The sequence below is a fragment of the Alteromonas sp. ABH4_452 genome, from assembly GCF_056311825.1.
Genome location: NZ_CM149973.1, coordinates 3,838,441 through 3,863,574, shown reverse-complemented (window position 1 = coordinate 3,863,574; position 25,134 = coordinate 3,838,441). Strand labels below are relative to the sequence as shown.

Here is a 25,134-nt window from a genome sequence, read left to right as displayed (position 1 = left end):
ATCCAAGAGGCAACGCGTCGCATTGGTGGTCGTTGTTTCTAACAAACCAGGTAAATCAATATGTTGGTCCTTCGAGGCGCTCCTGCACTATCAGAGTTTAACCAAACTAAACTGATTGCAAAGCTGGGTCAATCCGGCGTTAGGGTTAAAAACCTATATAGCGAATATGTTCACCTAGTCGATTCCCAAGGTGACTTATCTAAGCAGCAAATAGAAATACTCGAGAAGCTGCTCACTTACGGCCCCGCGAGGCAAGCACAAACACCTTCTGGAACCCTCTTCCTTATTACTCCTCGCCCCGGCACTATCTCTCCCTGGTCTTCTAAAGCCACCGACATCGCTCACAACTGTAGTTTAAAAAGTATCAATCGTATAGAGCGTGGATGCGCGTTTTATATCGAAACAGAAGATACAATAAGTGACGATGATTTTGCACTTATCGCTAGCTTCTTACACGATAGAATGACTGAATCAGTGTTTACCGATACTGATGATGCAGCGGTGCTATTTGCTCAAACCGAAGCGAATACTTTCACTAGTGTAGATGTATTAGGGGAAGGCAAAGAAGCACTGGTTAATGCAAACGTGTCGTTAGGCCTTGCATTAGCTGATGATGAGATTGACTACCTGTTTGATAGCTTTACCAAGCTAGGCAGAAACCCGACCGACGTTGAGCTTTATATGTTTGCACAAGCAAACTCTGAACATTGTCGCCATAAGATTTTCAACGCAAGCTGGACCATTGACGGCGAAGAACAAGAAAAATCGCTGTTCAAAATGATCAAAAACACTTACGAGTTATTACCTGATCACGTTTACTCAGCTTACAAAGATAACGCAGCGGTAATGGAAGGCTGGGAAGCAGGGCGCTTCTTCCCGAACCCTCAGTCCCATCAATACGAATACCATCATGAAAATATCGATATTTTAATGAAGGTAGAAACCCACAACCACCCAACGGCAATTTCACCGTTCCCTGGCGCAGCAACAGGCTCTGGCGGTGAAATTCGTGATGAAGGTGCTACAGGTCGTGGCTCAAAACCTAAGGCAGGTTTAGTTGGTTTTACCGTATCTAACTTACGTATTCCTGGTGCTGAGCAGCCATGGGAAGCCGAATATGGCAAGCCACAGCGCATCGTGAGCGCTCTAGATATTATGCTTGAAGGCCCTTTAGGTGGCGCTGCGTTCAATAACGAATTTGGTCGCCCAGCGCTACTTGGTTATTTCCGTACGTACGAGCAAGAAGTTAAGAGTTTTAACGGCGTAGAGGTGAGAGGCTATCACAAGCCTATTATGCTAGCTGGTGGTTTAGGCAACATCCGCCGTGACCATATTGAAAAAGGCGAAATCACAGTAGGCGCTAAGCTTATTGTTCTTGGCGGCCCTGCAATGAACATAGGTCTTGGCGGCGGTGCAGCCTCATCAATGGCATCTGGTCAGTCAAACGAAGATTTAGACTTTGCTTCAGTGCAGCGTGACAACCCTGAAATGGAGCGTCGCTGTCAAGAAGTGATTGATGCATGTTGGCAGTTAGGGGACAACAACCCGATTCAGTTTATCCACGATGTGGGCGCAGGTGGTCTTTCAAACGCGTTGCCTGAGCTAGTTAACGATGGTGGCCGAGGCGGTAACTTTGAACTTAGAAAAGTGCTGTCTGATGAGCCTGGTATGACACCGCTGGAGCTTTGGTGTAACGAATCGCAAGAACGATATGTTATGTCTGTGGCACCGGAAAATATGCCGGTATTTGAAGCAATTTGCGCCCGCGAACGCGCGCCATTCGCGGTAGTGGGGGAAGCGACAGCCGAACAGCATCTAAATCTAAATGACAGTCAGTTTGAGAACAAACCTATTGATATGCCGCTAGATGTACTTTTAGGCAAGCCGCCTAAAATGCATCGCGACGTGAGCTCAACCAAGGTAAGCTCACCCGCATTAGACGACGCAGGCATTACTTTAAGTGATGCAGCGACGCGTATTCTGTCATTGCCTACTGTGGCAGAGAAAACATTTCTTATCACTATAGGCGATCGCTCGGTAACTGGTCTTGTAAGTCGCGACCAAATGGTTGGGCCATGGCAAGTGCCCGTGGCTGATGTAGCAGTAACCGCTTCGGCATTTGACACTTATCACGGTGAAGCGATGACTATGGGTGAGCGCACCCCGGTGGCACTTTTATCTCACGGTGCGTCTGCGCGCCTTGCGGTAGGTGAAGCGCTAACCAACATTGCCGCGGCAAACATTGGTGATATTAAACGTATTAAACTGTCTGCTAACTGGATGGCAGCAGCTGGACATCCAGGTGAAGACGCAGGTCTTTACGAAGCGGTGAAAGCCGTGGGTGAGGAGCTATGCCCAGAGCTGGGTTTAACCATTCCTGTAGGTAAAGACTCTATGTCGATGAAAACCGCATGGAATGAAAACGGTGAAGATAAAGCAGTAACCTCTCCGCTGTCACTGGTTATTTCTGCGTTTGGTGCAGTAAAAGATATTCGCAAAACGCTAACGCCTCAGCTACGTACAGACAAAGGTTCAAGCCGCTTGTTGCTACTAGATTTGGGCGAAGGTAAAAATCGCTTAGGCGCTAGCTGTTTAGCGCAAGTTTATACACAGCTTGGCGATAGTCCAGCCGATGTGGTTTCTGCTACCCGCCTTAAAGCCTTCTTTGACGCTATGCAAACGCTTATCGAAAAAGGTTTGGTGCATGCTTATCACGACCGTTCAGACGGCGGCCTATTTACGACAGTGGCAGAAATGGCCTTTACCGGTAAAACAGGTGTGAGCGTTAACCTTGATAGCCTTAAAGGTAATGACATTGCTGTACTATTCAATGAAGAATTAGGCGGTGTTATTCAAGTACTTGAAAGCGACCTAGACGCCGTCAACGCGGTACTGGCTAAGTTCAATTTAACTGAGTTGACTCACGATATCGGTACGCTCAATAGCACAGATATGATTGAGTTTAATCGCGATGGTGTAGCTGTACTTGCGGATAGCCGTGTATCAATGCGTACGACTTGGGCGCAAACTACTTTTGAAATGCAAAAGCTTCGCGATAATCCTGAGTGCGCTGAACAAGAACACGCAGCGAAGCAAGATGCTGCCGACCCAGGTTTGCATGCTGCGTTGTCTTATGATGTAAACGAAGACGTAGCAGCGCCCTATATTGCCAAAGGCGTTAAGCCAAAAGTGGCGATTTTAAGAGAGCAGGGCGTTAATTCACATCTAGAAATGGCGGCAGCATTTACACGTGCAGGTTTCGATGCTATCGACGTACACATGAGTGACGTGCTGGCGGGTCGCATTACCCTTGAACAGTTTGCGGGTCTTGCTGCTTGTGGCGGTTTCTCTTACGGCGACGTATTAGGTGCAGGTGAAGGTTGGGCGAAGTCTATATTGTTCAATAGTATAGCTCGTGATCAGTTCGAAGGCTTCTTTAACCGCAACGACACGTTCAGTTTAGGTGTGTGTAACGGTTGTCAGATGCTATCGAACCTAAAATCATTGATTCCTGGCACTGAGCACTGGCCGCACTTTGTCACTAACCAGTCAGCGCGCTTTGAAGCTCGCGTTGCAATGGTTGAAGTGATGGAATCCAAGTCTGTGCTGCTAGATGGTATGGCAGGCTCGCGTATGCCGATTGCTGTATCGCACGGGGAAGGTCAGGCTGAATTTGCAAATGAAAACGCGCTATCGCAGGTAAGCGGTCAGGTAGCCATGCGTTATGTAGACAACTATGGCAAGCCAACAATGCAATACCCGGCTAACCCGAACGGTTCACCGCAAGGTATTACTGGTTTAACGTCTGTAGATGGGCGCAGCACTATTATGATGCCTCACCCTGAACGTGTATTTAGAGCCGTTGCAAACTCATGGTGCCCGGACGATTGGCAAGAAGATGGTGCGTGGATGCGTATCTTTAGAAATGCCCGTAAGTTTGTTGGTTAAATTTTCAGTGTGACCTTGATAAACAGGGGGAAACCCCTGTTTATTTTCTATAAAAATACTGTTTAATAAATGCGCATACCTTAAATAGGTGTCAAAGCTTTGGCAAAGTGTCAAAAATCTGATTTTTGCCCTTGTCATCAGTTTGTCACTGATCTATTGTAGTGCAAGCAAGGATTGCAATTAGGTTACAGGAGTTGAGTTAGGGTTGTACCAGTGTTTAGCAATCGCTTACTGGTTTTAATAATAAGAGACGACCAATGAATCGTTCTTCAAAAGGGTTTGGCTTAACCGGAGTGGCTGTAGCTGTAGTGCTGATGTTCGTAACTGCTGTTTTTAGCACATCTGCGAAATCTGCCGAAGCTCCAACAACGCTAAGTGTGCAGTCTTCAGTTAAGTAGTCTGAAAGAAAAATTCTAACGCCCGTATCAAGTTACTTGATACGGGCGTTAATCATTGGGGGACAATAAAAACGTTCAGCATATAGCGCTTCATGAGAAAAGCCTAAAAGCTATATCTAAAGAGAAGCCCAAAAAAGCAAAGCTGACTCAACGAGTTCTTGCCTCTCATTTTATCCTTTCTTATTTTTTTCTCTGTTTATTAGTTTTTGCTGAGGGTGCTTTTTCAACAACACATAGGTAGCGCCAAATCCGCCGTGCATAGGCTGTGCTGTATGATAGGCAATCACCTCATCAAGTTCACGTAGCCAATGATTTACGTAGCTTTTTTTCAGCGCAGGAAATGGCTTACTATTTTCACCCGTTCCATGTTTAATGAGCAGGGCACGAACCCCACGTTCGTGACTTGATTTAATGGTGCTATAAATTAGGTCGCGGCTTTGTTCTAGGTTTTTTCCTGATAATGTGACATTGGTTTCCAACGGATATTTGCCAAGACGCAGTTTTTTAAACACACCGTCTTGTATGCCTGGCTGCTGGAAATGTATAAAATCATCAGGCGGTACCGGCTTCACACCTTCCATGCTTAACGGGTTAGCAAGCTTGTCGCGAACACTTACCTTCAAGGCTGCTCGTTTTTGCTTTTCGGCGAGCGCCTTTTCAGGATCGTGTAATAAAGCCTTATCATCTGAAGCAATGGGTTTTACATCTTGCATTTCAGCAAAAAACGAATCGATATCGTCGTTTTCAAATTGGCTCATACTATTCCCCGTATTAACTACTACATCATTATTTATACGTTATTTTTTGCCTGATGGTCTATGCGAAGTGTACTTATTGGAAAGCTAAATGCGCAGAAAGACGACGCTTAAAATAGGCAACGGCTATAAAAGTGGGGATTAATTTTGAAATTTCATCGGTTAGAAGATGGCACCGGGCTCAGATAGTGCCTCTATGGCAAACCATTCCTCTTCGGTAAATGTTGAATCGATAGGTATTTCAACATCATCGCCAGTTTCTTCTTCGGGGGACGAATCGAAAGTCATTGTGCTCTCCTGTTTAGAAGAGTATTGCTTAATACGATTAAATTACAACCAAAGTAGAAGAAATAAACATGATGATAGGGGAGTGAAATGTATAGGAAGGTTTACTTTATTTTGGGTTTAAGCCAGCTAAAATGGCGTCCCCAGCTGGAATCGAACCAACATCTAAGCCTTAGGAGGGCCTTGTTTTATCCATTAAACTATGGGGACCTAATGCGTAGGAAGCTTTATTATACGTAGTTCCAGAAAATACGAAACCCTTTGATTAATCAACAAGGTGTAGAGGTTTATCACGCTGCGCTTATGCAGCTAAAATGTCTTGTTAAATATCTTGTGATACTAGGCACATAATAAAAAAGCCCCCGTTAAAGACGAGGGCTTAAGGCTGACTTCATGAGTTAACTAGATATCCGTTGGTGGAAGTTTATCTATTGCTGTCTTCAGCACTTCAGACTCTGTCGGAGAAGCTGTTGTCACATCAGCGCTACCTTCTCTAGACGAATCGCCCACTAAGTCACTACCAGTATCAGACGATGTATTTTCGTTGCCCGAATCAGTGGATGTAGGCTCAGTTGAAGGTAGAATTAAATCTTCTGGTGGAAGATCTATATCTACAACATCAACTGTTACCTCTGTCACTGGGCCAGCGGTTACAATATCGCCTTCTTCTGGAAGGGTAATTGTGTCTTCTGGTAATGTTCCAGAGGTGATAGGTTCTGGCGCTGTGCTTTCAGGCGATGAAGCTTCAGGCGAAAGCGGGCTTGTACCCTCGTCCGGCGCGGTGGGTATAGGGCCGCCAATATCAACCGTATCAAGCTTGGTACCAGACAGGTCGATAGTGTCGCTACCGCCAAAACCATCGCCCACATTAGTACCAAGCGTGCTCACTTCCTCTTCAGGTAGCGTAATGATTTCAGGCGTGCTCTCTACGGGTTCGGTTATCGCTGAAGGCTCTGTACTCAATAGCGGCGCAGTAGTCTCGTTTTCTGGCGTTACCAATCGAGTTCCAGCATTCAGGTCAACTGTTTGAAGCGTTTGCCCTGTTAGGTCAATAACGTCAGGTGCTGTAGGCTCGTCAGTTACAACGGTGCCGCTGCTATCTGATGCACTTACAGATTCAGATGAAGTGGTTGTTACTACTTCAGGTACACCTTCACCCGATGCCGTCACAAACACATTAAACTCTGCCTGCTCGACAGTACCGTCTGGATACTCGATACGGTAAGTAAAGGTATCCGTTAAGGTGCCGCCAAATACGGCTAGCGTGTTGTCCGGGGTATAAGTGTACGCGCCCGTTTGGTCAATTTGCAGCGTACCGTAATCACCAACTAACGTAATGCCGCCAGTGGCATCTTGGAAGATTGTTCCATCAGCAGATACGGTAACGTCGTACGTTGGGCCAAACAGTATATCGTTTTCGAACAAATTACCTGTAGCTGTTTGCGCGCTGCTAAATTCAAACTGGTCAAGGTAATTGATGGTCGAGGATAGGTCTACACTAATGCTGCCAGCTACGCCAAGGCCAGTCGTACCGTTCATCGACAAACGGTACAAACCTTCAGTTAATCCGTCGACAGTGAGGACGGTATCGCCATCAATGCCTAATAAGCTAATTAGCTCGCCGTTAGGGAAAACCCTGTATGCTTCCCATGCTCCGTTTTCAAACTTTTCTACGGTAACAGTAAGGCTTGAAACCAGTGACAGTAGACTGCCATTGTCAACGTTTAACGTTATATCTTGAGTTGTATTTGACGCTACGGCAAATGTATTGCTGGTATCGTTAAAGCTGCCACCTAGCCCCAATAAATATCCATGAGAAAGCGCATCAGTTTCGTTAAGGCCTGCATCAGTAGCAAAGTCATAAGTTAATTCAGCGCGGGCTGAATCAGCCGATACCCCTTGCCCTGATAAATTGAAATTTAAGTTTGCAGTAGAGGTATTCCTACCATCTGAAATGGTGTAGCTGAAGCTATCTGTATTGCCTAAGCCGTCGCGCACGCCGTTGGCTACATAGGTGTAGCTACCGTCTTCAAAGATGGTGAGGTCGCCATAGTCACCTTCAATAGTAATGCCCGATAGCCCAGTGCCCAATACAGTCACCGACTCACCATTGGTATGGGTAACTTGCGTCACTACGCCGCCCTCAGCAATGCTGTCCGCTACGTCGCCAGTATTAGCGGCATCGATAACATTCCCCGATGTTGTCGTGCTACCTTCAAACTGATACTCCGTTAGTGTTGAAGTTATATCGGTAGACTGAAGCAAGGTAAGTGTATTGCTTAGCAGTGCCGCTGCAACAGCATCTAATACGGTATCTACCAGTGCACCTAACCCTAATAGATTAAGTCCCGTGGTAATGGTACTCACTAAATCGCCGGCGCCAATAGCGTCTGCGGTGCTTAAGGCTGGCTCAAGCACAAGGTTTCGCACAACCGTACCCAAACCAAGTCCATTTAATATACTGGCTTCAGTGCCGTTTAGTGCGTCCTCAACAGCAGTTAGCACCACCTCTTGGTTTTCTTCGCCAAGCACTACGCCGCCATCACCTAATTCTGTTAGCGTAATCGAGCCGTCGCTATTTTGATCGAATAGTGTCTCAAGGGCACTTTCATCATTGCGCACGACCACGGTGTAATCACCCGCAGGTAGCCCAGAGAATTTCGCAACCAGTGTATCGTCACCGGTTACTCCGATTAGGTTTACGCCAGCTACATCACCTATTAATGGATTGTCCGGAGTCATAGCTGAGGCGACCACGTTGCCATCGGCATCTATAATATCAATACGATACGAATCAGCGACGGTGACTAAGGCGGTTTGGCTAACTTCTACAACCACTTCGCCAAAGAAACCAGCATCAACGGTAAGCGTTGTGCTAGCCTCTGGCGAGCCCGCTGCTGGCGAGCCTTCGGTTAAGCCAAGCACTTGGAAGTCACTGTCGCTAACTGGTGCATTTACAATGGCCGTTTGTGCGCCCAACTCCATGTCATTGTTATCGGTTTGAGCTACTACTGGCGGGAAGTCGCTGCCAGATATGTTGATGGTAAGCGCCGCAATATCAGAAGTTTCACCATCTGATAGGGTGTAGTTAAACACTTCGTCCTGGCCAATTGCACTACGATCGCCATCGGCGGTATAGGTGTATGTGCCGTCTGCGGCAATTTCCAGTACGCCATAGTTACCTTGAATAGTAACGGTACCGGAAGCAGGTACAGCCACACTATCACCAGAGGCGTTGGTAACCAGTGTTACTTGGGCACCGTCTAAGATAGTGTCGGCACCTACGCCGCTAATATCACCGTCGATTAGGTTGCCTTGGGCCACCAAATCACCCGTATAGGTGTATTCGGTTAATGTAGTGGTGATATCAGTGTCTTGCAATAGGGTTAATGTATTGCTGAGCAATGCATCGGCAATGACACTTAGAATGTCATCAAGGAAGCTAGTTAAACCAATTGCATCAAGAGGCGCGGTAAGTAAATTAACAAGCTGTCCTGCGCCAATTACTGTGGTTGTATCTAGAAGTACTTCTAATACGCCCCTTACTTGCGTGCCAACCGTACCAATTGGAATACCTAAAACGCCGGTATTTAACGTTGTTTCAATAGTATCAAGGACGACAGCTTGATTGTCTGGCCCAAGTACAACGCCAGCTGAACCAAGTTCTTGAAGGTTAACATCGTTACTATTGTCGTTGTCTAACAAGTCTTCAAGTAAGTTCTCATCATTGCGGACCACCACACTGTAGTTGCCAGCATCAAGGCCTGCCAACGTGAACGAAATGGTCTCGTCGCCGGTAACATCAAAAATGTCTAGGCCACCGACATCGGCAAGTTGTGAGCTTGCGCTTACTCCTTTGTAAACAAGTTGACCGCTCTCGTCATACACTTCAACAATGTAGGCATCGGCAACAGCAACCAGTGCTATTTGGTCAACTTCTACTAGCACTTCACCTACATGGTTAGGGGAAACGGTAAAGGATGCACTCGCATCAACACCGCCCGTAGCCTCGGCTATGCCGATAACATCTACGTTGCTAGTAGTTTCCGGTGGGTTGACCGTGACCACAGGTTCGCCCATATCGACGGTGTTGCCGTCGTTTATAGCATCAAGAGCCTGTACAACAACATTTTGGCTTGCTGTACTCGCCGAGTTACCTGCTTCGTCGGTGACTGTTGCTACCACCGCGTAGGTACCTGCTGGTAGCGTTGTGCCTGTTAAATCAAGGCTCCAGTTGCCGCTGCCATCAATGGTAAGTTCAGGGTCAGTGCCAAAGGTATAGGACGTCCCATCAACGGTAACGGTTAGGGTAGTATTGTCACCAAGGTCCACCGTACCATTAAAGATAAGTGTGCTATCGCTAGTAATAAAGTCGCCAGCCACGCCAGAGTCGTTTGAGATACTGTCGAACGTTACTGTTTGACCATTATTGTTTTCATCAATAGTGGTATCGATAACGACTGTACCAGTGTCAGTTGCAACATTGCCTACAGCATCTGTGGCGGTAACCACAGCCGTGTAATTGCCTTCAGCAAGCAGGGCGACGATATTATCAGCCAACGTCCACGTGCCGTCACCATTGTTGGTAGCGGTGTAATCGTTGCCGTCAATGGTCACCACCACAACCGCATTCGGGTCGTTCACCGTACCGGTAAGCTCAGGCGTGGTGTCGTTGGTGGTCAGATCGTTTATTGCAACCGTAGGTGCGGTGGTATCAATTACCACTGTTCCTGTATTGGTGACAGTATTGCCCGCGGCGTCAGTTGCAGTAACAGATGTTGGGTAACTACCTTCAGCGAGTGTAGCGACTGCATTGTCGGCTAACGTCCACGTGCCATCACCATTGTTAGTAGCGGTGTAATCATTACCGTCAATGGTCACCACCACAACTGCATTCGGGTCGTTCACCGTACCAGTAAGTTCTGGCGTGGTGTCATTGGTGTTGAGATCGTCAATACCTACCGTAGGTACAGTGGTATCAATTACCACTGTTCCCGAATTGGTGACAGTATTACCCGCGGCGTCTGTTGCGCTTACCGACGTGGGGTAGCTGCCTTCTGCAAGCGTAGCAACTGCGTTATCAGCTAACGTCCAGGTACCGTCACCATTGTTGGTAGCGGTGTAATCATTGCCGTCAATGGTCACCACCACAACCGCATTGGGGTCGTTCACCGTACCGGTAATTTCTGGCGTGGTGTCGTTGGTGGTCAGATCGTTTATTGCAACCGTAGGTGCGGTGACATCAATTATTACCGTACCTGTATTGGTGACAGTATTGCCCGCGGCGTCTGTCGCGCTTACCGAAGTCGGGTAGCTGCCTTCTGCTAGCGTAGCAACTGCGTTGTCAGCCAACGTCCACGTGCCGTCACCATTGTTGGTAGCGGTGTAATCATTACCGTCAATGGTCACCACCACAACCGCATTCGGATCGTTCACCGTACCGGTAAGCTCTGGCGTGGTGTCGTTGGTGGTCAGATCGTTTATTGCAACGGTAGGCGCGGTGGTATCAATTACCACTGTTCCTGTATTGGTAACAGTATTACCCGCGGCGTCTGTTGCGCTTACCGACGTGGGGTAGCTGCCTTCTGCTAGCGTAGCGACGACGTCATCAGCCAGTGTCCAGGTACCGTCACCATTGTTGGTAGCGGTGTAATCATTGCCGTCAATGGTCACCACCACAACCGCATTCGGGTCGTTTACCGTACCGGTAAGCTCAGGCGTGGTGTCGTTGGTGGTCAGATCGTTTATTGCAACCGTAGGCGCGGTGGTATCAATTACTACAGTACCAGTGTCGGTATCGGTATTACCCGCATCGTCAGTTGCAGTAACAGATGTTGGGTAACTACCTTCAGCGAGTGTAGCCACTACGTCATCAGTCAGTGTCCACGTACCGTCGCCATTATTTGTAGCGGTATAGTCGTTGCCATCAATGGTGACTACTACAGTAGCCGTTGGGTCATCAACCGTACCCGTTAGTGCAGGCGTAGTGTCGTTGGTCGTTACATCATTGATGGTTACGACAGGTGCCACGGCGTCTACCGTGTCAGATGCAGGCCCACTGGTATTGCCCGCTTCATCGGTTGCTGTTGCCGTTACTACAACACCATCTGCCAATGGTGTATCTGGCGTTAAGCTCCAATTGCCGTCGCCATCAGCGATCACGGTGAAATCTGGCGTGCCGTCTCCGTCTACATCCACATTTACCGTTGCGCCCGCTTCGGCTGTGCCGGTAATTTCAGTGCCGTTGCCCGCTTCAACGGTAGGCGCAGCTGGTGCTGTGGTATCAATAACCACTGTACCAGTATTCGTACCCACATTACCTTCTGGGTCGGTTGCAGTAACTATTGCGGTATAGCTACCTTCAGCAAGTGCCGCCACCGCATCGTCAGCCAGTGTCCACGTGCCATCACCGTTATTGGTGGCGGTATAGTCGGCACCGTTGATGGTAACAACCACCGTGGCTGTTGGGTCGTCAATTGAACCAGTAAGTGCCGGCGTTGTATCGTTTGTTGTTAAATCGTTAAAGGCAACTACTGGTGCAGCCGCGTCAACCGTGTCTGAGGCTGGGTTGCTGATGTTACCTGCTGCGTCAGTTGCCGTTACGGTCACAATTACGCCATCGGCAAGCGGAGTATCAGGCGTAATACTCCAATTACCGTCGCCATCAGCGATGACGGTGAAATCAGGCGTGCCGTCACCATCAACGTCCACATTTACGGTTGTGCCTGCTTCAGCGGTACCGGTAATTTCGGTGCCGTTGCCTGCATCCACAGTAGGTATGGCAGGTGGAGTAGTATCAATCACTACCGTTCCTGAATTTGAGCCCACATTGCCATCGGCATCCGTGGCAGTAATGGTAGCGGTATAGCTACCATCTGCAAGTGCAGCCACTGCATCGTCAGCCAGGGTCCAGCTTCCATCACCATTGTTAGTTGCGGTGTAGTCCACGCCATCAATAGTCACTACTACGATAGCGTTTGGATCGTCAACCGTACCGATTAGCTCTGGTGTAGCGTCATTAGTGGTTAAGTCATCAATTGCAACGATTGGCGCAACAGCATCTACTGTATCTGACGCTGGTGCACTGACATTGCCAGCTTCATCAACCGCCGTCGCCGTAACAACCACGCCATCGGCCAGCGGTGTAGTGGGTGTTACTGACCAATTTCCATCGCCATCAGCGATGACGGTGAAGTCTGGCGTGCCGTCGCCATCCACGTCTACATTTACAGTTGCGCCTGCTTCCGCAGTACCCGTAATTTCAGTGCCGTTACCTGCATCGACGGTAGGCGCTGCTGGAGCAGTGGTGTCAATAACCACAGTACCAGAGTTAGTTCCGGTGTTACCATCGGCGTCAGTAGCAGTAACCGTAGCGGTATAGCTACCTTCAGCCAGCGCGGCAACGATATCGTCAGCCAATGTCCAGCTGCCATCACCATTGTTTGTCGCGGTATAGTCTGTACCGTTGATGTTAACGACCACCGTGGCCGTTGGATCGTCTACCGAACCGGTAAGTGCAGGCGTGGTGTCGTTAGTCGTTAGGTCATTAAAGACAACGATTGGCGCAACAGCGTCTACTGTGTCAGTCGCTGGGCTACTTGTATTGCCTGCTTCATCGGTAGCTGTTGCCGTCACAACCACGCCATCGGCTAGCGGTGTAGTGGGTGTTACTGACCAGTTACCATCGTTATCAGCAGTCACCGTGAAATCAGGTGTGCCATCACCGTCAACGTCTACGTTTACGACAGCACCTGCTTCGGCAGTGCCGGTAATTTCAGTACCATTGCCCGCATCAATAGTAGGTGCAGCAGGCGCAGTAGTATCGATAATTCCACCATTTTCATTTGCAGTTGCCGTATTGCCCGAGGGATCAGTGGCAGTTGCAGTGACAGAATAATTACCTTCAGATAAGGCCGCTGGCACATCTGCAGAGAAGGTGCCATTAGCTTGAACAATGGCGTCAAAGGTTTGCGTATTACCAGCATTATCAGTAACGCTGATAGACACGATGCTGCCCGGTGCAACATCCGTAGTGCCAGAGATGGTTGGTGTTGTGTCGTTTCCTGTACCAAGCGAGTCCAAGGTTAGGGTTGGCACGGCGGTGTCAATATTTCCGCTGGTAGTATCAGACGCCGAGTTTCCAGCGGCATCAGTGGCGGTTGCAGTAACATCGAAGTTTCCGTCTGCCATTGCATTGGGCACGTCGGCGCTGAAATCACCGTTACTATCGACAATAGCCGTAAATGTCTGTTCTGCTCCTGCGCTGTCGGTGACGGTTATGGTCACTGAACTACCTGGGCTTAAATCGGTGCTGCCAGTAATTGTTGGCGTGGTATCGTTACCTGTGCCTTGTGCATCTAAGTTGATAGTCGGCGCGGTAGTGTCTACGCTACCGTTTGCTTCAGTGACAGTAGTCTCATTGCCTGCTGGGTCTTGGGCCACGGCTGTGACGGTATAACCTCCTTCGGCCATTGGGTTGGGCACATCTGCCGAGAAACTGCCGTCTCCCTGAACGGTTGCATCGAAGGTCTGGCTTACACCTGCGTTATCGACAACCGTAATCGTTACAGTAGCACCTGCAGGCAGGTCAGTATTACCCGATATGGTCGGAGTAGTGTCATTCTCCGAGTTAAGTGCGTCTAACGATAGGGTTGGAGCTGTTGTATCGATGACGCCTGTATTGTCCTCAACACTGGTGCTGTTACCCGCATCATCACTTACGGTGGCCTCAACACTGTATGCACCTTCTGCTAAAGGCGCAGGCACATTCACTGTAAAGTTTCCATTTACATCAACTGTAACTGTGAGGGTTTGTACATTTCCTGCGCTGTCGGTTACCACAAGCGTAACTTCACTGCCTTGCTCTAGGTTAGTGCTACCAGACAGAGTAGGGGTTGTGTCATTGCCTTCCTCAAGTGGCGTTAAGGTTAGAGATGGCGCTGTAGTGTCTACGTTTCCTGTATCACTTGCTGTTGCAGTGTTACCTGCTTCATCACTGACGCTAGCACTTATCGTGAAGTCGCCTTCAGCTAAATCGGTACCAGGGGATATAGAGAAAGTCCCATCTCCCTGCACCACAGCACTTAAGGTCTGGGTTGCACCAGCGCTATCCGTTACCAAAATGGTTACCACAGCGCCTGCAGGCTCATCGGTTGTACCAGTAATGAGTGGCGTCGCGTCGTTAGTGGTATCGGCAACATCTATAGTAAGTGTAGGTACTAGTGTATCAACTACGCCTGCGTCGTTATCGGTTGTATTGTTACCTGCTGTATCAGTGGCGGTTGCTGATACAGTGAAGTTTCCTTCAGCCATCGCCGCTGGTACATCGGCAGAGAATACGCCGCCCGCGGCAACCAACGCAGAGAACACCTGGGTATTACCCGCACTATCAACAACGGTTATCTGCACTGTAGAACCTTGCGGTAAATCTACAGTGCCGCTAATGGTTGGTGTCGAGTCGCTAATTGTGCCTGGGTCGTCCAGCGTAATGACAGGTGAAATTGTGTCGATGACGCCGCTTTCAGCGTCGGACGCTGTATTGCCAGCTTCATCAACAACGGTAGCTTGGACTGTGTAGTTACCCTCAGCCAAAGTGGCAGGTACCTCTACACTAAAAGAGCCGTCGTTTTGCACGGTTGCTGTTAAGGTTTGTATATTACCAGCGTTATCGGTGACGGTAATTGAAACCGTGCTTCCGGCTGGCTGGTCTGTCGTGCCGCTAATCGTTGGTGTTGCATCATTGCCTACACCTTGCTCTGCCACATCAATAGCCGGTGATGTGGTATCTACCACACCGCCAGTTTCAGAGTCAGAGCCTGTATTTCCGGCTCCGTCAGTCACCTCTGCGACAACTGTGTAGCTACCTTCGGCCAAGTCTGACGGTACGCTTGCGCTGAAGGTGCCATCTCCTTGAACTGTTGCAGTAAAGGTTTGAACTGCTCCAGCACTATCTGTCACTGTTAAAGTGACGGTAGCACCAGCTGGCGCGTTAGTTGTACCTGAAATAAGAGGCGTAGCGTCGTTTGTCTGGCCAAGGGCATCTAGGGTAATGTCCGGGGCGCTTGCATTAATATTGCCGCTATCCGACACAGTCGTGCTATTGCCCGCAGCATCGCTCGCACTGGCTGTTACATCGTAATCGCCATCAACAAGCGCGCTGGGTACTTCAACTGAGAAAGTGCCATCCGCGTTTACCGTAGCGGTAAGGTTCTGTACATTACCGCCTGCATCGGTGACAACCAGTGTAATTGTTGCTCCCTCTGGCAAATCGGTAGTACCGCTTAATACTGGTGTTGCGTCATTGCCGCTGGCCACTGGATCTAAGTTGATAACAGGTGGGGTGGTGTCAACTGTACCGTTATTATCAACCGCTGTGTTTTGATTACCTGCATCATCAGTCGCCGTCACTTCTATTGTGTAATCGCCTTCTGCAAGGTCAAGGGGCACATCAGCGCTAAAGCTACCATTCGCTTGAACGGTGGCAGTGAAAGTTTGCGTATTGCCCTGGCTGTCGGTCACGCTGATGCTTACAGTGTTGCCCGCAGCCAAGTCGGTGGTTCCCGATATAGTCGGTGTGGCATCGTTAGTTAGGCCTTGTGCATCTAACGCTACGGTGGGGGCTGCAGTATCTATGACACCGTTGTTATCTATTGCCGTTGCAGAATTACCCGCATCGTCATTCGCAGTGACAGTCACGCTGAAACTGCCTTCAGATAAATCGGCAGGAACATCAGCACTGTAAGTGCCATCGTTTTGAACGGTTGCAGTGAATGTTTGGGTATTTCCAGCGTTGTCTGTCACGCTTATGCTAACTGTGTCGCCAGCATTGAGGTCTGTGGTGCCAGAGATAGACGGCGTTGCATCATTGCCAAGCCCTTGTGTATCGATGGTTATTGATGGGGCTGTGGTATCGATGTTACCGCCATTTTCGGTTACCGATGCACTATTGCCGGCGCCGTCTGTGGCGGTGGCAGTAACAGAATAGTCACCTTCAGGTAAGCTTGCAGGAACATCAGCCGTAAAGCTTCCATCACCTTGCACTATGGCACTGAATGTCTGTGTGTTTCCAGCACTGTCAGTCACAGTTAGCGTTACAGTACTACCTGGCGCTAAGTCGGTGCTACCTGAAATGGTCGGCGTCGTGTCGTTGCCCGAACCAAGAGGCTCGAGGGATAGGGTAGGCGCGGCTGAGTTTATGTCTCCGCTCACTGTATCTGTAGCAGTATTGCCTGCAGCATCAGTGGCCGTTGCAGTAACGTCGAAGTTTCCGTCAGCCATAGGATTAGGCACATCTGCACTGAAGTCGCCATTACCATCAACAGTCGCAGTAAACGTCTGCTCAGTGCCAACACTGTCAGTTACTGTGATAGTTACTGTGCTGCCTGCATCCAAATCTGTGCTACCGCTAATAGTTGGTGTGTTATCGTTACCTGTACCAAATGGATCTAAGGTAATCACTGGTGCTGTGGTATCGACGCTACCACCCGTTTCAGAGTCAGAGCCTTGGTTGCCCGCCGCGTCTTGAGCCGTTGCGGTAACCGTATAGTCTCCTTCAGCTAGTGGTGAAGGTACGTTGGCGGCAAAACTACCGTCGGTTTGTACCGTTGCGGCAAAGGTTTGCGTGTTACCCGCACTGTCGACCACCGTTAATGTGACAATGGCGCCAGCTGGAAGGTTTGTGGTGCCAGAAATAATTGGCGTAGCGTTATTCTCTGGCGTTAATTCGTCAAGATTTAGCTCAGGTGGCGTGATGTCAATAACGCCTGAATTATCGAGAACCGACGTGCTGTTGCCTGCTTCATCAGTGGCAGTAGCTTCAACACTGTAAGAGCCTTCAGCAAGGGCACTGGGCACATCAACCGTAAAGTTTCCTGCAGCATCAACTGTTGCTGTAACCGTTTGAATGTTGCCAGTACTGTCTGTAATAACCAAGGAAACCACGCTACCTTCGGCTAGATCTGTACTTCCCGAAATGGTTGGCGTCGTGTCGTTGCCTAATCCTTGAGCGTCTAAGGTTAGGGTAGGCGCAGTGGTGTCTATGGTGCCTGTTGCATTGGCTGACGCACTGTTGCCAGCATCGTCGGTGGCCGTTGCAGTAACCGTATAGTCACCTTCGGCCAGTGCGGCTGGCACATCAACAGTAAAGTTGCCGTTTGCATCAACCGTTGCGGTCACAGTTTGTGTATTGCCAGCGTTGTCGGTGATCGACAGCGTTACGCTCTCACCTGCTGCTAAGTCTGTAGTGCCTGAAATGGTCGGCGTAGTATCGTTATTTGAACCCAGCGCATCTAGTGAAATAACGGGGGCGACAGAATCGACGATACCGTTATTGTCGGTGACAGAGGCACTATTCCCGTTACTGTCTGTAGCGGTAGCGGTTACTGAGTAATCACCTTCGGCAAGAGGCGCGGGGACATCAGCACTAAAGTTACCGCTTGCATCAACAAGTGCAGTAAAGGTTTGGGTGTTGCCTGCACTGTCAGTGACAAAAAGCGTTACGGTCGAACCCGCGGATAGGTCAGTCGTACCCGAAATGGTTGGTGTAGTATCGCTCACCGTAACTTGCGCATCTAGTGTCAGCGCAGGGGCGCTCGTATCTAGCGTACCGGTATCAGAAGTGGTGGTTGTATTATCTGCATCGTCTGAGGCACTTGCTGTTACCGTGTAGCTGCCGTCTGGTATAGCGTTTGGAACATCTGCGCTGAAGTCACCATTCGCGTCCACAATGGCGTCAAAGGTTTGTGTATTGCCTGCGCTATCTGTGACGGTTAACGTTACCGTGCTTCCCGGTGCTAAATCAGTACTGCCCGATATGTTAGGCGTTTCATCGTTGCCTGTGCCCTGCGGATTTAGGGTGAGTACAGGGGCGGTGGTGTCAATATTGCCACCGTCCTCAGTTGCGGTTGTTGAATTACCTGCATCATCTGTTGCAGTAACTTCAACGCTGTAATCTCCTTCAGGTAGTGGAGACAATACCTCTGTTGCAAAGTTGCCGTCAGCATCAACTAATGCGTTAATGGTTTGCGTGTCACCATTGCTGTCAGTTACGGTGATCACAACAACTGCGCCTTCAGGTAAATCTGTATTACCTGAAATAACAGGCGTAGTGTCATTACCTGAATCTAACGGGTTAACGTTAACAACAGGCGCCTGTGTGTCGATGTTTCCATTTGTTTCGTTTGCCGTCGCGGTGTTGCCTTGTGCGTCGCTTACTGTTGCCGTAGCGGTGAAGTCGCCCTCGGCCAGGGCGCTAGGCACGTCCGCGCTGAATGTTCCATCTGCTTGCACGGCCGCTTGGAAACTTTGCGAGTTACCGTTGGCATCTACCACAGTAATGGTAACCAGTGTGCCAGGTGCCACGTCGGAAGTACCTGTGATAGTTGGCGTAACATCGCTAGTAGCGCCTTGTGTATCAAGGGTTAACAGCGGCGCTTCGCTATCTACATTACCTGTTGTATTGGCATTCGCGGTATTGCCTGCACTGTCGGTTGCATTGGCAGTAACAGTAAAGTCGCCTTCAGCTAGAGCGTTTGGCACATCTACGCTGAAGCTACCATCTGCATCGACCAAGGCATTGATAGTTTGCGTGTTTCCAGCGCTATCTGTAACGACAAGTGTAACCGTGCTTCCTTCAGGAAGGTCAGTGGTGCCTGAAAGTGTAGGTGTGGTGTCACCCGTGCTGCCAGGATTTTCTAGGGTAAGCGTAGGCGCGGTGGTATCTACAACGCCGCCATTGTCGGTTACTGTTGTCGTATTGCCATCGCCGTCAGTTGCGCTGGCGGTAACGGTGTAAGCGCCATCAGCGAGTGGGGTGGTAACATCCGCACTAAATGTTCCGTCTGCGCCCACTGTCGCAGTAATCGTTTGCGTGTTACCTGCACTATCCGTTACGGTTAAGGTAACCGTACTTCCTTCAGGTAAGCTGGTGGTACCTGAAATAAGGGGCGTGCTGTCATTCGTCTCGCCTTGTCCATCTAGCACTAACGTGGGTGCATTGGTATTAATATTACCCGTTGCGTTGTCTGTAACTCCATTGCCTGCTTCGTCTTCTGCTGTAGCAGTAACCGTAAAGTCTCCATCAGCCAGTTCTTGCGGTACGTCGACAGAGAAATTACCGTTAGCATCGACTAAGGTGTTGATAGTTTGCGTGTTACCAGCGCTATCAACGACTGTTAGCGAGACAACACTTCCTTCAGGCAGATCGGTGCTGCCCGATAGAGTTGGTGTGGTATCGTTGCCAGAACCCACAGCGTCGAGGGAAAGCGAGGGCGCCGTTGTATCAATACTGCCATCATTTTCAGTTACACTTGCGGTATTACCATTTTCATCGACAGCGGTTGCTGTAACGGAGTAATTACCTTCCGCTAATGCGCTAGGTACTTCAGCGCTAAAGTTTCCGTTTTCATCAACAGTGGTTTCAATAGCTTGCTGATTACCTAAGCTATCGGTGACCACTAGTGTTACCGTGCTGCCTTGTGGTAAATCTGTCGTTCCGCTAATAAGCGGTGTAGTATCGTTGCCCACATCTTGTGGATCGAGATTAAGCGTTGGTGCCGCAGTATCAATATTGCCCTGTGTCGATGCAGAATCTTGGTTGCCCGCATCGTCAGTGACCGTGGCGGTAACGGTAAAGTCACCGTCGGCAAGCTCTGCCGGCACGTCAACAGAGAAAGTACCGTCATTTTGAACAAGAGCGTCAAAGGTTTGCGTATTGCCTGCACTGTCTGTAACAGTGATTGATACACTGCTACCCGGTGCCTGGTCTGTGTTACCTGAGATGGTTGGCGTAGTATCATTAGTACTGCCTTGAGCATCCAAGTTAACCAGCGGCGATGTAATGTCTATATTACCGCCAGTTTCCGTTGCCGTTGCAGTATTGCCGTTAGCGTCGGTCGCTGTAGCCGTTACGCTAAATTCACCTTCAGCTAATGGGTTGGGCACATCGGCACTGAAATTACCAGAACCATCTACCGTTGCCGTAAATGTTTGCGTATTGCCAAGCGCATCGGTAACAGACAGTGTAACAGTGCTGCCAGCGGGTAAATCGGTAGTACCTGAGATAGTAGGCGTGGTGTCGTTATCATCACCCAGTGGGTCAAGGGTTAAGCTTGGCGCATTGGTGTCCACTGTGCCAGTTTGTGACGTTGAAGCACTATTTCCCGCAGCATCGGTGGCTGTTGCTTCAACAGTGTAGTCGCCGTCAGCAAGTTCAGCAGGCACGTCTGCGCTAAATTCGCCGTTCGCGTCTACTGTGGCAGTAAAGGTTTGGCTGTTTCCAGCACTATCGGTAACGGTAAGTGTAACCGTGCTGCCCACTTCCAAGTTTGTAGAACCGCTAATTGAAGGTGTCGTGTCGTTACCTGTGCCAAGTGGCTCTAGTGAAATGGAGGGGGCTTGCGTATCAATGTTGCCGCCATTTTCAGTAACAGTCGTTGTATTGCCTGCCTCGTCTGTTGCACTGGCCTCTACGGTATATTCACCCTCAGTAAGCGGCGTTTGCACGTCGACGCTAAAGTCTCCGTTTTCATCAACGATGGCATCAATAGTCTGTGTGTTGCCCGCGCTGTCGGTCACCGCAATAGTTACTGTTGAGCCAGGTGGTAAATCGCTAGAGCCTGAAATCGTCGGCGTGGTGTCGCTACCATCAGTTTGCGGGTCTAGAGAAAGCGCTGGTGCGCTAGTGTCTATGTTGCCACTGTTGTCGACAGCGGTAGTTGTATTACCCGCTGCATCAGTTGCTTCGACAGAAACCTCATAGTTGCCTTGTGCTAGCGCTTCTTCGACATCGGCGCTGAAATTACCATTTTCATCAACAAGGGCGGTAACAGTCTGCGTATTACCCTGGCTATCGGTAACGGTAATAACGACTTCGCTGCCTGCGGGCAAATCCGTATTACCTGAGATAGTCGGTGTTGTGTCGTTAGTATCCGTTTGCGGGTCGATATTCACAATTGGTGGGGTGGCATCAAGTACAGTAGTGGCCGTCGCGGTAGAGCTATTGCCATTTTCGTCTGTCACCGTCACTTCAATCTCGTATTCGCCCTCTTCAGAGCCAGGAGGGAATGCTACATTGAAGTTGCCATTCTCATCGGTTGTCCCCGTTATTGTTTGGCTGTTGCCGTCGCTATCGGTAATAACAACCACAACCTCTGAATTAGGTGCATCCGATGAACCCCCTATACCTTCACTACCGTTGGTAGGAGAGCCGGTTTCAATAACAACATTAGGGCCTTGGGTATTGATAACCGCATCGATTGACGTTGAAGCAGTATTGCCCGCCACATCAGACACAGTAGCGGTTACCGTGAAGTCGCCGTTTGCGAGTGCTTGAGGCACTTCAGCACTGAAGCTGCCGTCTTCTTGCACTGTTGCAGTAATGGTTTGCGTAGTACCATCTGAATGTACGATATCTAGCGTCACTATCGCACCCGGTTCTGCGTCGGTGTCGCCATTTATCACCGGCGTGTCATCATTGGTTGAGCCAATAGGATCAAGGTTGATTATCGGCGCCGTGGTGTCAATTTCGCCAATCACTGTGGTGGTAGAACTGTTGCCTGCTGGTGTTGTTACAGTAACATCTACCGTGTACTCACCTTCGCTAAGCTCCGCTGGCACATCTTCGTTGAATGTGCCGTCTCCGCCAACAGTGGTAACTATCGTCTGCTCGTTACCCTCGCTATCTGTAACAACAATGACAACTTCACTGCCAGGAGGGGCATCGGTTTCACCAGAAACGTTTGGCGTAGTATCGTTCGTTGGCGCAGGTTGATTTACGGTGGTCGAAGGACTCGTAGAATCGTAATCGCCGCTCGCTGTTGCTTGTGCGGTATTACCCGCACCATCTGTCACCTCGGCAGTTACGCTGTATGTACCTTCTGCCACTGCATTTGGAACTTCAACGGTAAAGGTACCGTCGGCTTGTACGGTGGTAGTAAAGGTTTGAGTAACGCCTGCACTATCGGTAACAGTAAGCGTTATTGTGCTTCCGGGCACGGCATCCGTTAACCCTGAAAGTGTGGGGGTTGCATCGCCATTTATTCCTGGATCGTTTAATGCGATGGTAGGCGCCGTCACATCGATAGCACCTTGTGTTTCGGCACTCGCCGTATTGCCTGCTTCATCGGTAACGCTTGCGTTAACCGTAAATTCGCCTTCTGCCAATTCAGCCGGTACGTCCGCACTATAAGTACCGTCAGCCTGTACGATAGCAGTCACGGTTTGCGTGTTGCCCGCGCTATCGGTAATGGTTAACGTAACCGTACTGCCGGGGGCGGCATCAGTGGTACCTGAAAGGGTGGGCGTGGTGTCGTTGTCAGTAGCTATCGCATCAATAGTAATTGATGGCGCAGTAGTATCAATTTCCCCTGTGGTATCAGCGGCTGCCGTATTGCCTGCTTCATCAGTAACGCTGGCATTAACCGTAAATTCACCTTCTGCCAATTCAGCCGGTACGTCAGCGCTATAGATGCCGTCTGCTTGCACAATAGCGGTCACGGTTTGAGTAACGCCAGCGCTATCGGTAATGGTTAATGTAACTGTACTACCCGGTGTGGCATCAGTGGTACCTGAAAGGGTGGGCGTGGCGTCGTTGTCAGTAGCTATGGTGTCGATAGTGATCGAAGGTGCGGTAGTATCAATTTCCCCTGTGGTATCAGCGGTTGCGGTATTGTCTGCCTCGTCGGTCACGCTGGCGTTAACCGTAAATTCGCCTTCGGCTAATTCAGCGGGTACGTCCGCACTATACGTGCCGTCAGCCTGCACAATAGCGGTCACAGTTTGCGTGTTACCTGCACTATCGGTAATGGTTAACGTAACTGTACTACCAGGGGCGGCATCAGTGGTACCTGAAAGGGTAGGCGTGGTGTCGTTGTCAGTAGCTATCGCGTCAATAGTAATGGTTGGCGCAGTGGTATCAATTTCCCCTGTGGTATCAGCGGTTGCTGTATTGCCAGCCTCATCGGTCACGCTGGCGTTAACGGTAAATTCACCTTCGGCTAATTCAGCCGGTACGTCCGCACTATAAGTGCCGTCCGCTTGCACAATAGCGGTCACGGTTTGTGTGTTACCTGCGCTATCGGTAATGGTTAACGTTACCGTGCTACCCGGTGTAGCATCAGTGGTACCTGAAAGGGTAGGCGTGGTGTCGTTGTCAGTAGCTATCGCATCAATAGTAATTGATGGCGCAGTAGTATCAATTTCGCCTGTGGTATCAGCGGTTGCGGTATTGCCAGCCTCATCGGTCACGCTGGCGTTAACGGTAAATTCACCTTCGGCTAATTCAGCCGGTACGTCCGCACTATAAGTGCCGTCCGCTTGCACAATAGCGGTCACGGTTTGTGTGTTACCTGCGCTATCGGTAATGGTTAACGTTACCGTGCTGCCGGGGGCGGCATCAGTGGTACCTGAAAGGGTAGGCGTGGTGTCGTTGTCAGTAGCTATCGCATCAATAGTAATTGATGGCGCAGTAGTATCAATTTCGCCTGTGGTATCAGCGGTTGCGGTATTGCCTGCTTCATCACTAACGCTGGCGTTAACCGTAAACTCGCCTTCGGCTAATTCAGCGGGTACGTCCGCACTATACGTGCCGTCAGCCTGCACGATTGCAGTCACAGTTTGCGTGTTACCTGCACTATCGGTAATGGTTAACGTAACTGTACTACCAGGGTCGGCATCAGTAGTACCTGAAAGGGTAGGCGTGGTGTCGTTGTCAGAACCTGGCGCATTAATGGTGATTGTCGGGGCAGTAGCATCAATTTCGCCGGTGGTAGAGCTATCAGCTGTGTTGCCGGTAGGTTCTAGCACGGTGGCGTCTACAGTAAATTCACCATCGGCCAATGCGTTTGGTACGTCTACGCTAAATGTGCCATCGCCTTGTACGATAGCAGTAACAGTTTGGATATTCCCAGCACTGTCGGTAACGGCTAGTGTGACTGTACTACCCGGAATAGCTGAAGTAATACCGGATAAGGTTGGCGTGGTGTCGTTCGTTAACCCGATTGCGTCAAGAGTAAGTGAAATATCTTGTGCTTGTTCACCTGATTCAGAAAACTCAACGGGCGTGACATCGTCATTGCCATTTGCATTTTGATCGAACTGAAAACCGGCTGGGTCAACATCTTCATTTATGCGGTCAACACGAACAAAGTTACTTCCGCCAGCTCCATCACCTCCATCAAGGCCGGCAGCGGTAGCTTCCAATGACTCTAAGATGTCGCCGTCACCAGCAAGCGCGTCAAGAAAATCAGCATCGCCTGCTTGGTTCTCCCCTTCGACACTCTCCGCGCCATCAACACCGTCTAGTAATGCGGCAAGTTCATCAACACTTTCATCAAAGACGGCGAATTCATCGTCGGAATTGCTTTCGGTAAAGTCTAATTGCAGCGGGAAAGTAATGTTTTGTCCTGCTGGAAGTGTGCGTAGTTCTCCATCTACGCTGACGGTAACATACCCATTGGGTGATATGTTCAATTCGTCGCCTTCGGCCACTGCCATACCAACACTAACATTGACCTGCTCACCGGTTTCTCCGCGAGTTAAAGAAGCTTCGCCGTTTACTTCCGCAATGATCACTTCAGCCATGTTTCCCTCTCAATCAATAAATTATCACGCTATGTAAAAAGCGTAGCAGGGCTTATACAACTCGTTACCGGACCGTAGTACGGGTGGCACATATCCTTTGGTATAAAACCTAGGTAGTTACCCCTAATTTATTAATTTTTAGTCTAATAATTGTGAGTTGAGTTTGCAGA

Annotated in this window: 5 protein-coding genes and 1 tRNA gene; 2 read left to right on the top strand and 4 right to left on the bottom strand. The window is 49.5% G+C overall.

All coding sequences use genetic code 11. The features are described 5' to 3' along the window. Positions 1-60 precede the first annotated feature (60 nt). Together purL and ACYX4N_RS16550 are read left to right on the top strand one after the other, a co-directional pair. Positions 61-3,948, top strand: coding sequence for a phosphoribosylformylglycinamidine synthase (gene purL, locus ACYX4N_RS16555; RefSeq protein ID WP_476054787.1), 3,888 nt, complete (start codon positions 61-63; stop codon positions 3,946-3,948). Between the two features lie 257 nt (positions 3,949-4,205). Continuing rightward, on the top strand, positions 4,206-4,346 hold the full coding sequence (locus ACYX4N_RS16550) for a hypothetical protein (protein WP_162889815.1): 141 nt from the start codon (positions 4,206-4,208) through the stop codon (positions 4,344-4,346). A 170-nt stretch (positions 4,347-4,516) separates the two neighbouring features. On the opposite strand, the gene smrA is transcribed toward ACYX4N_RS16550, so the two are convergent. The 4 genes from smrA to ACYX4N_RS16530 all read right to left on the bottom strand — a co-directional run bounded on the left by smrA (position 4,517) and on the right by ACYX4N_RS16530 (position 24,964). Next, on the bottom strand, positions 4,517-5,104 hold the full coding sequence (gene smrA / locus ACYX4N_RS16545; protein WP_474808304.1) for a DNA endonuclease SmrA: 588 nt from the start codon (positions 5,102-5,104) through the stop codon (positions 4,517-4,519). A 159-nt stretch (positions 5,105-5,263) separates the two neighbouring features. Beyond that, positions 5,264-5,389: a hypothetical protein gene (locus ACYX4N_RS16540; protein WP_474808302.1), complete on the bottom strand. Its 126-nt coding sequence runs from the start codon at positions 5,387-5,389 to the stop codon at positions 5,264-5,266. Between the two features lie 132 nt (positions 5,390-5,521). Continuing rightward, positions 5,522-5,596: transfer RNA gene (locus ACYX4N_RS16535), tRNA-Arg, on the bottom strand. A gap of 192 nt (positions 5,597-5,788) precedes the next feature. Beyond that, entirely contained in the window at positions 5,789-24,964 is a 19,176-nt protein-coding gene (locus ACYX4N_RS16530; protein WP_476054786.1) for a BapA/Bap/LapF family large adhesin, read from the bottom strand. Positions 24,965-25,134 lie beyond the last annotated feature (170 nt).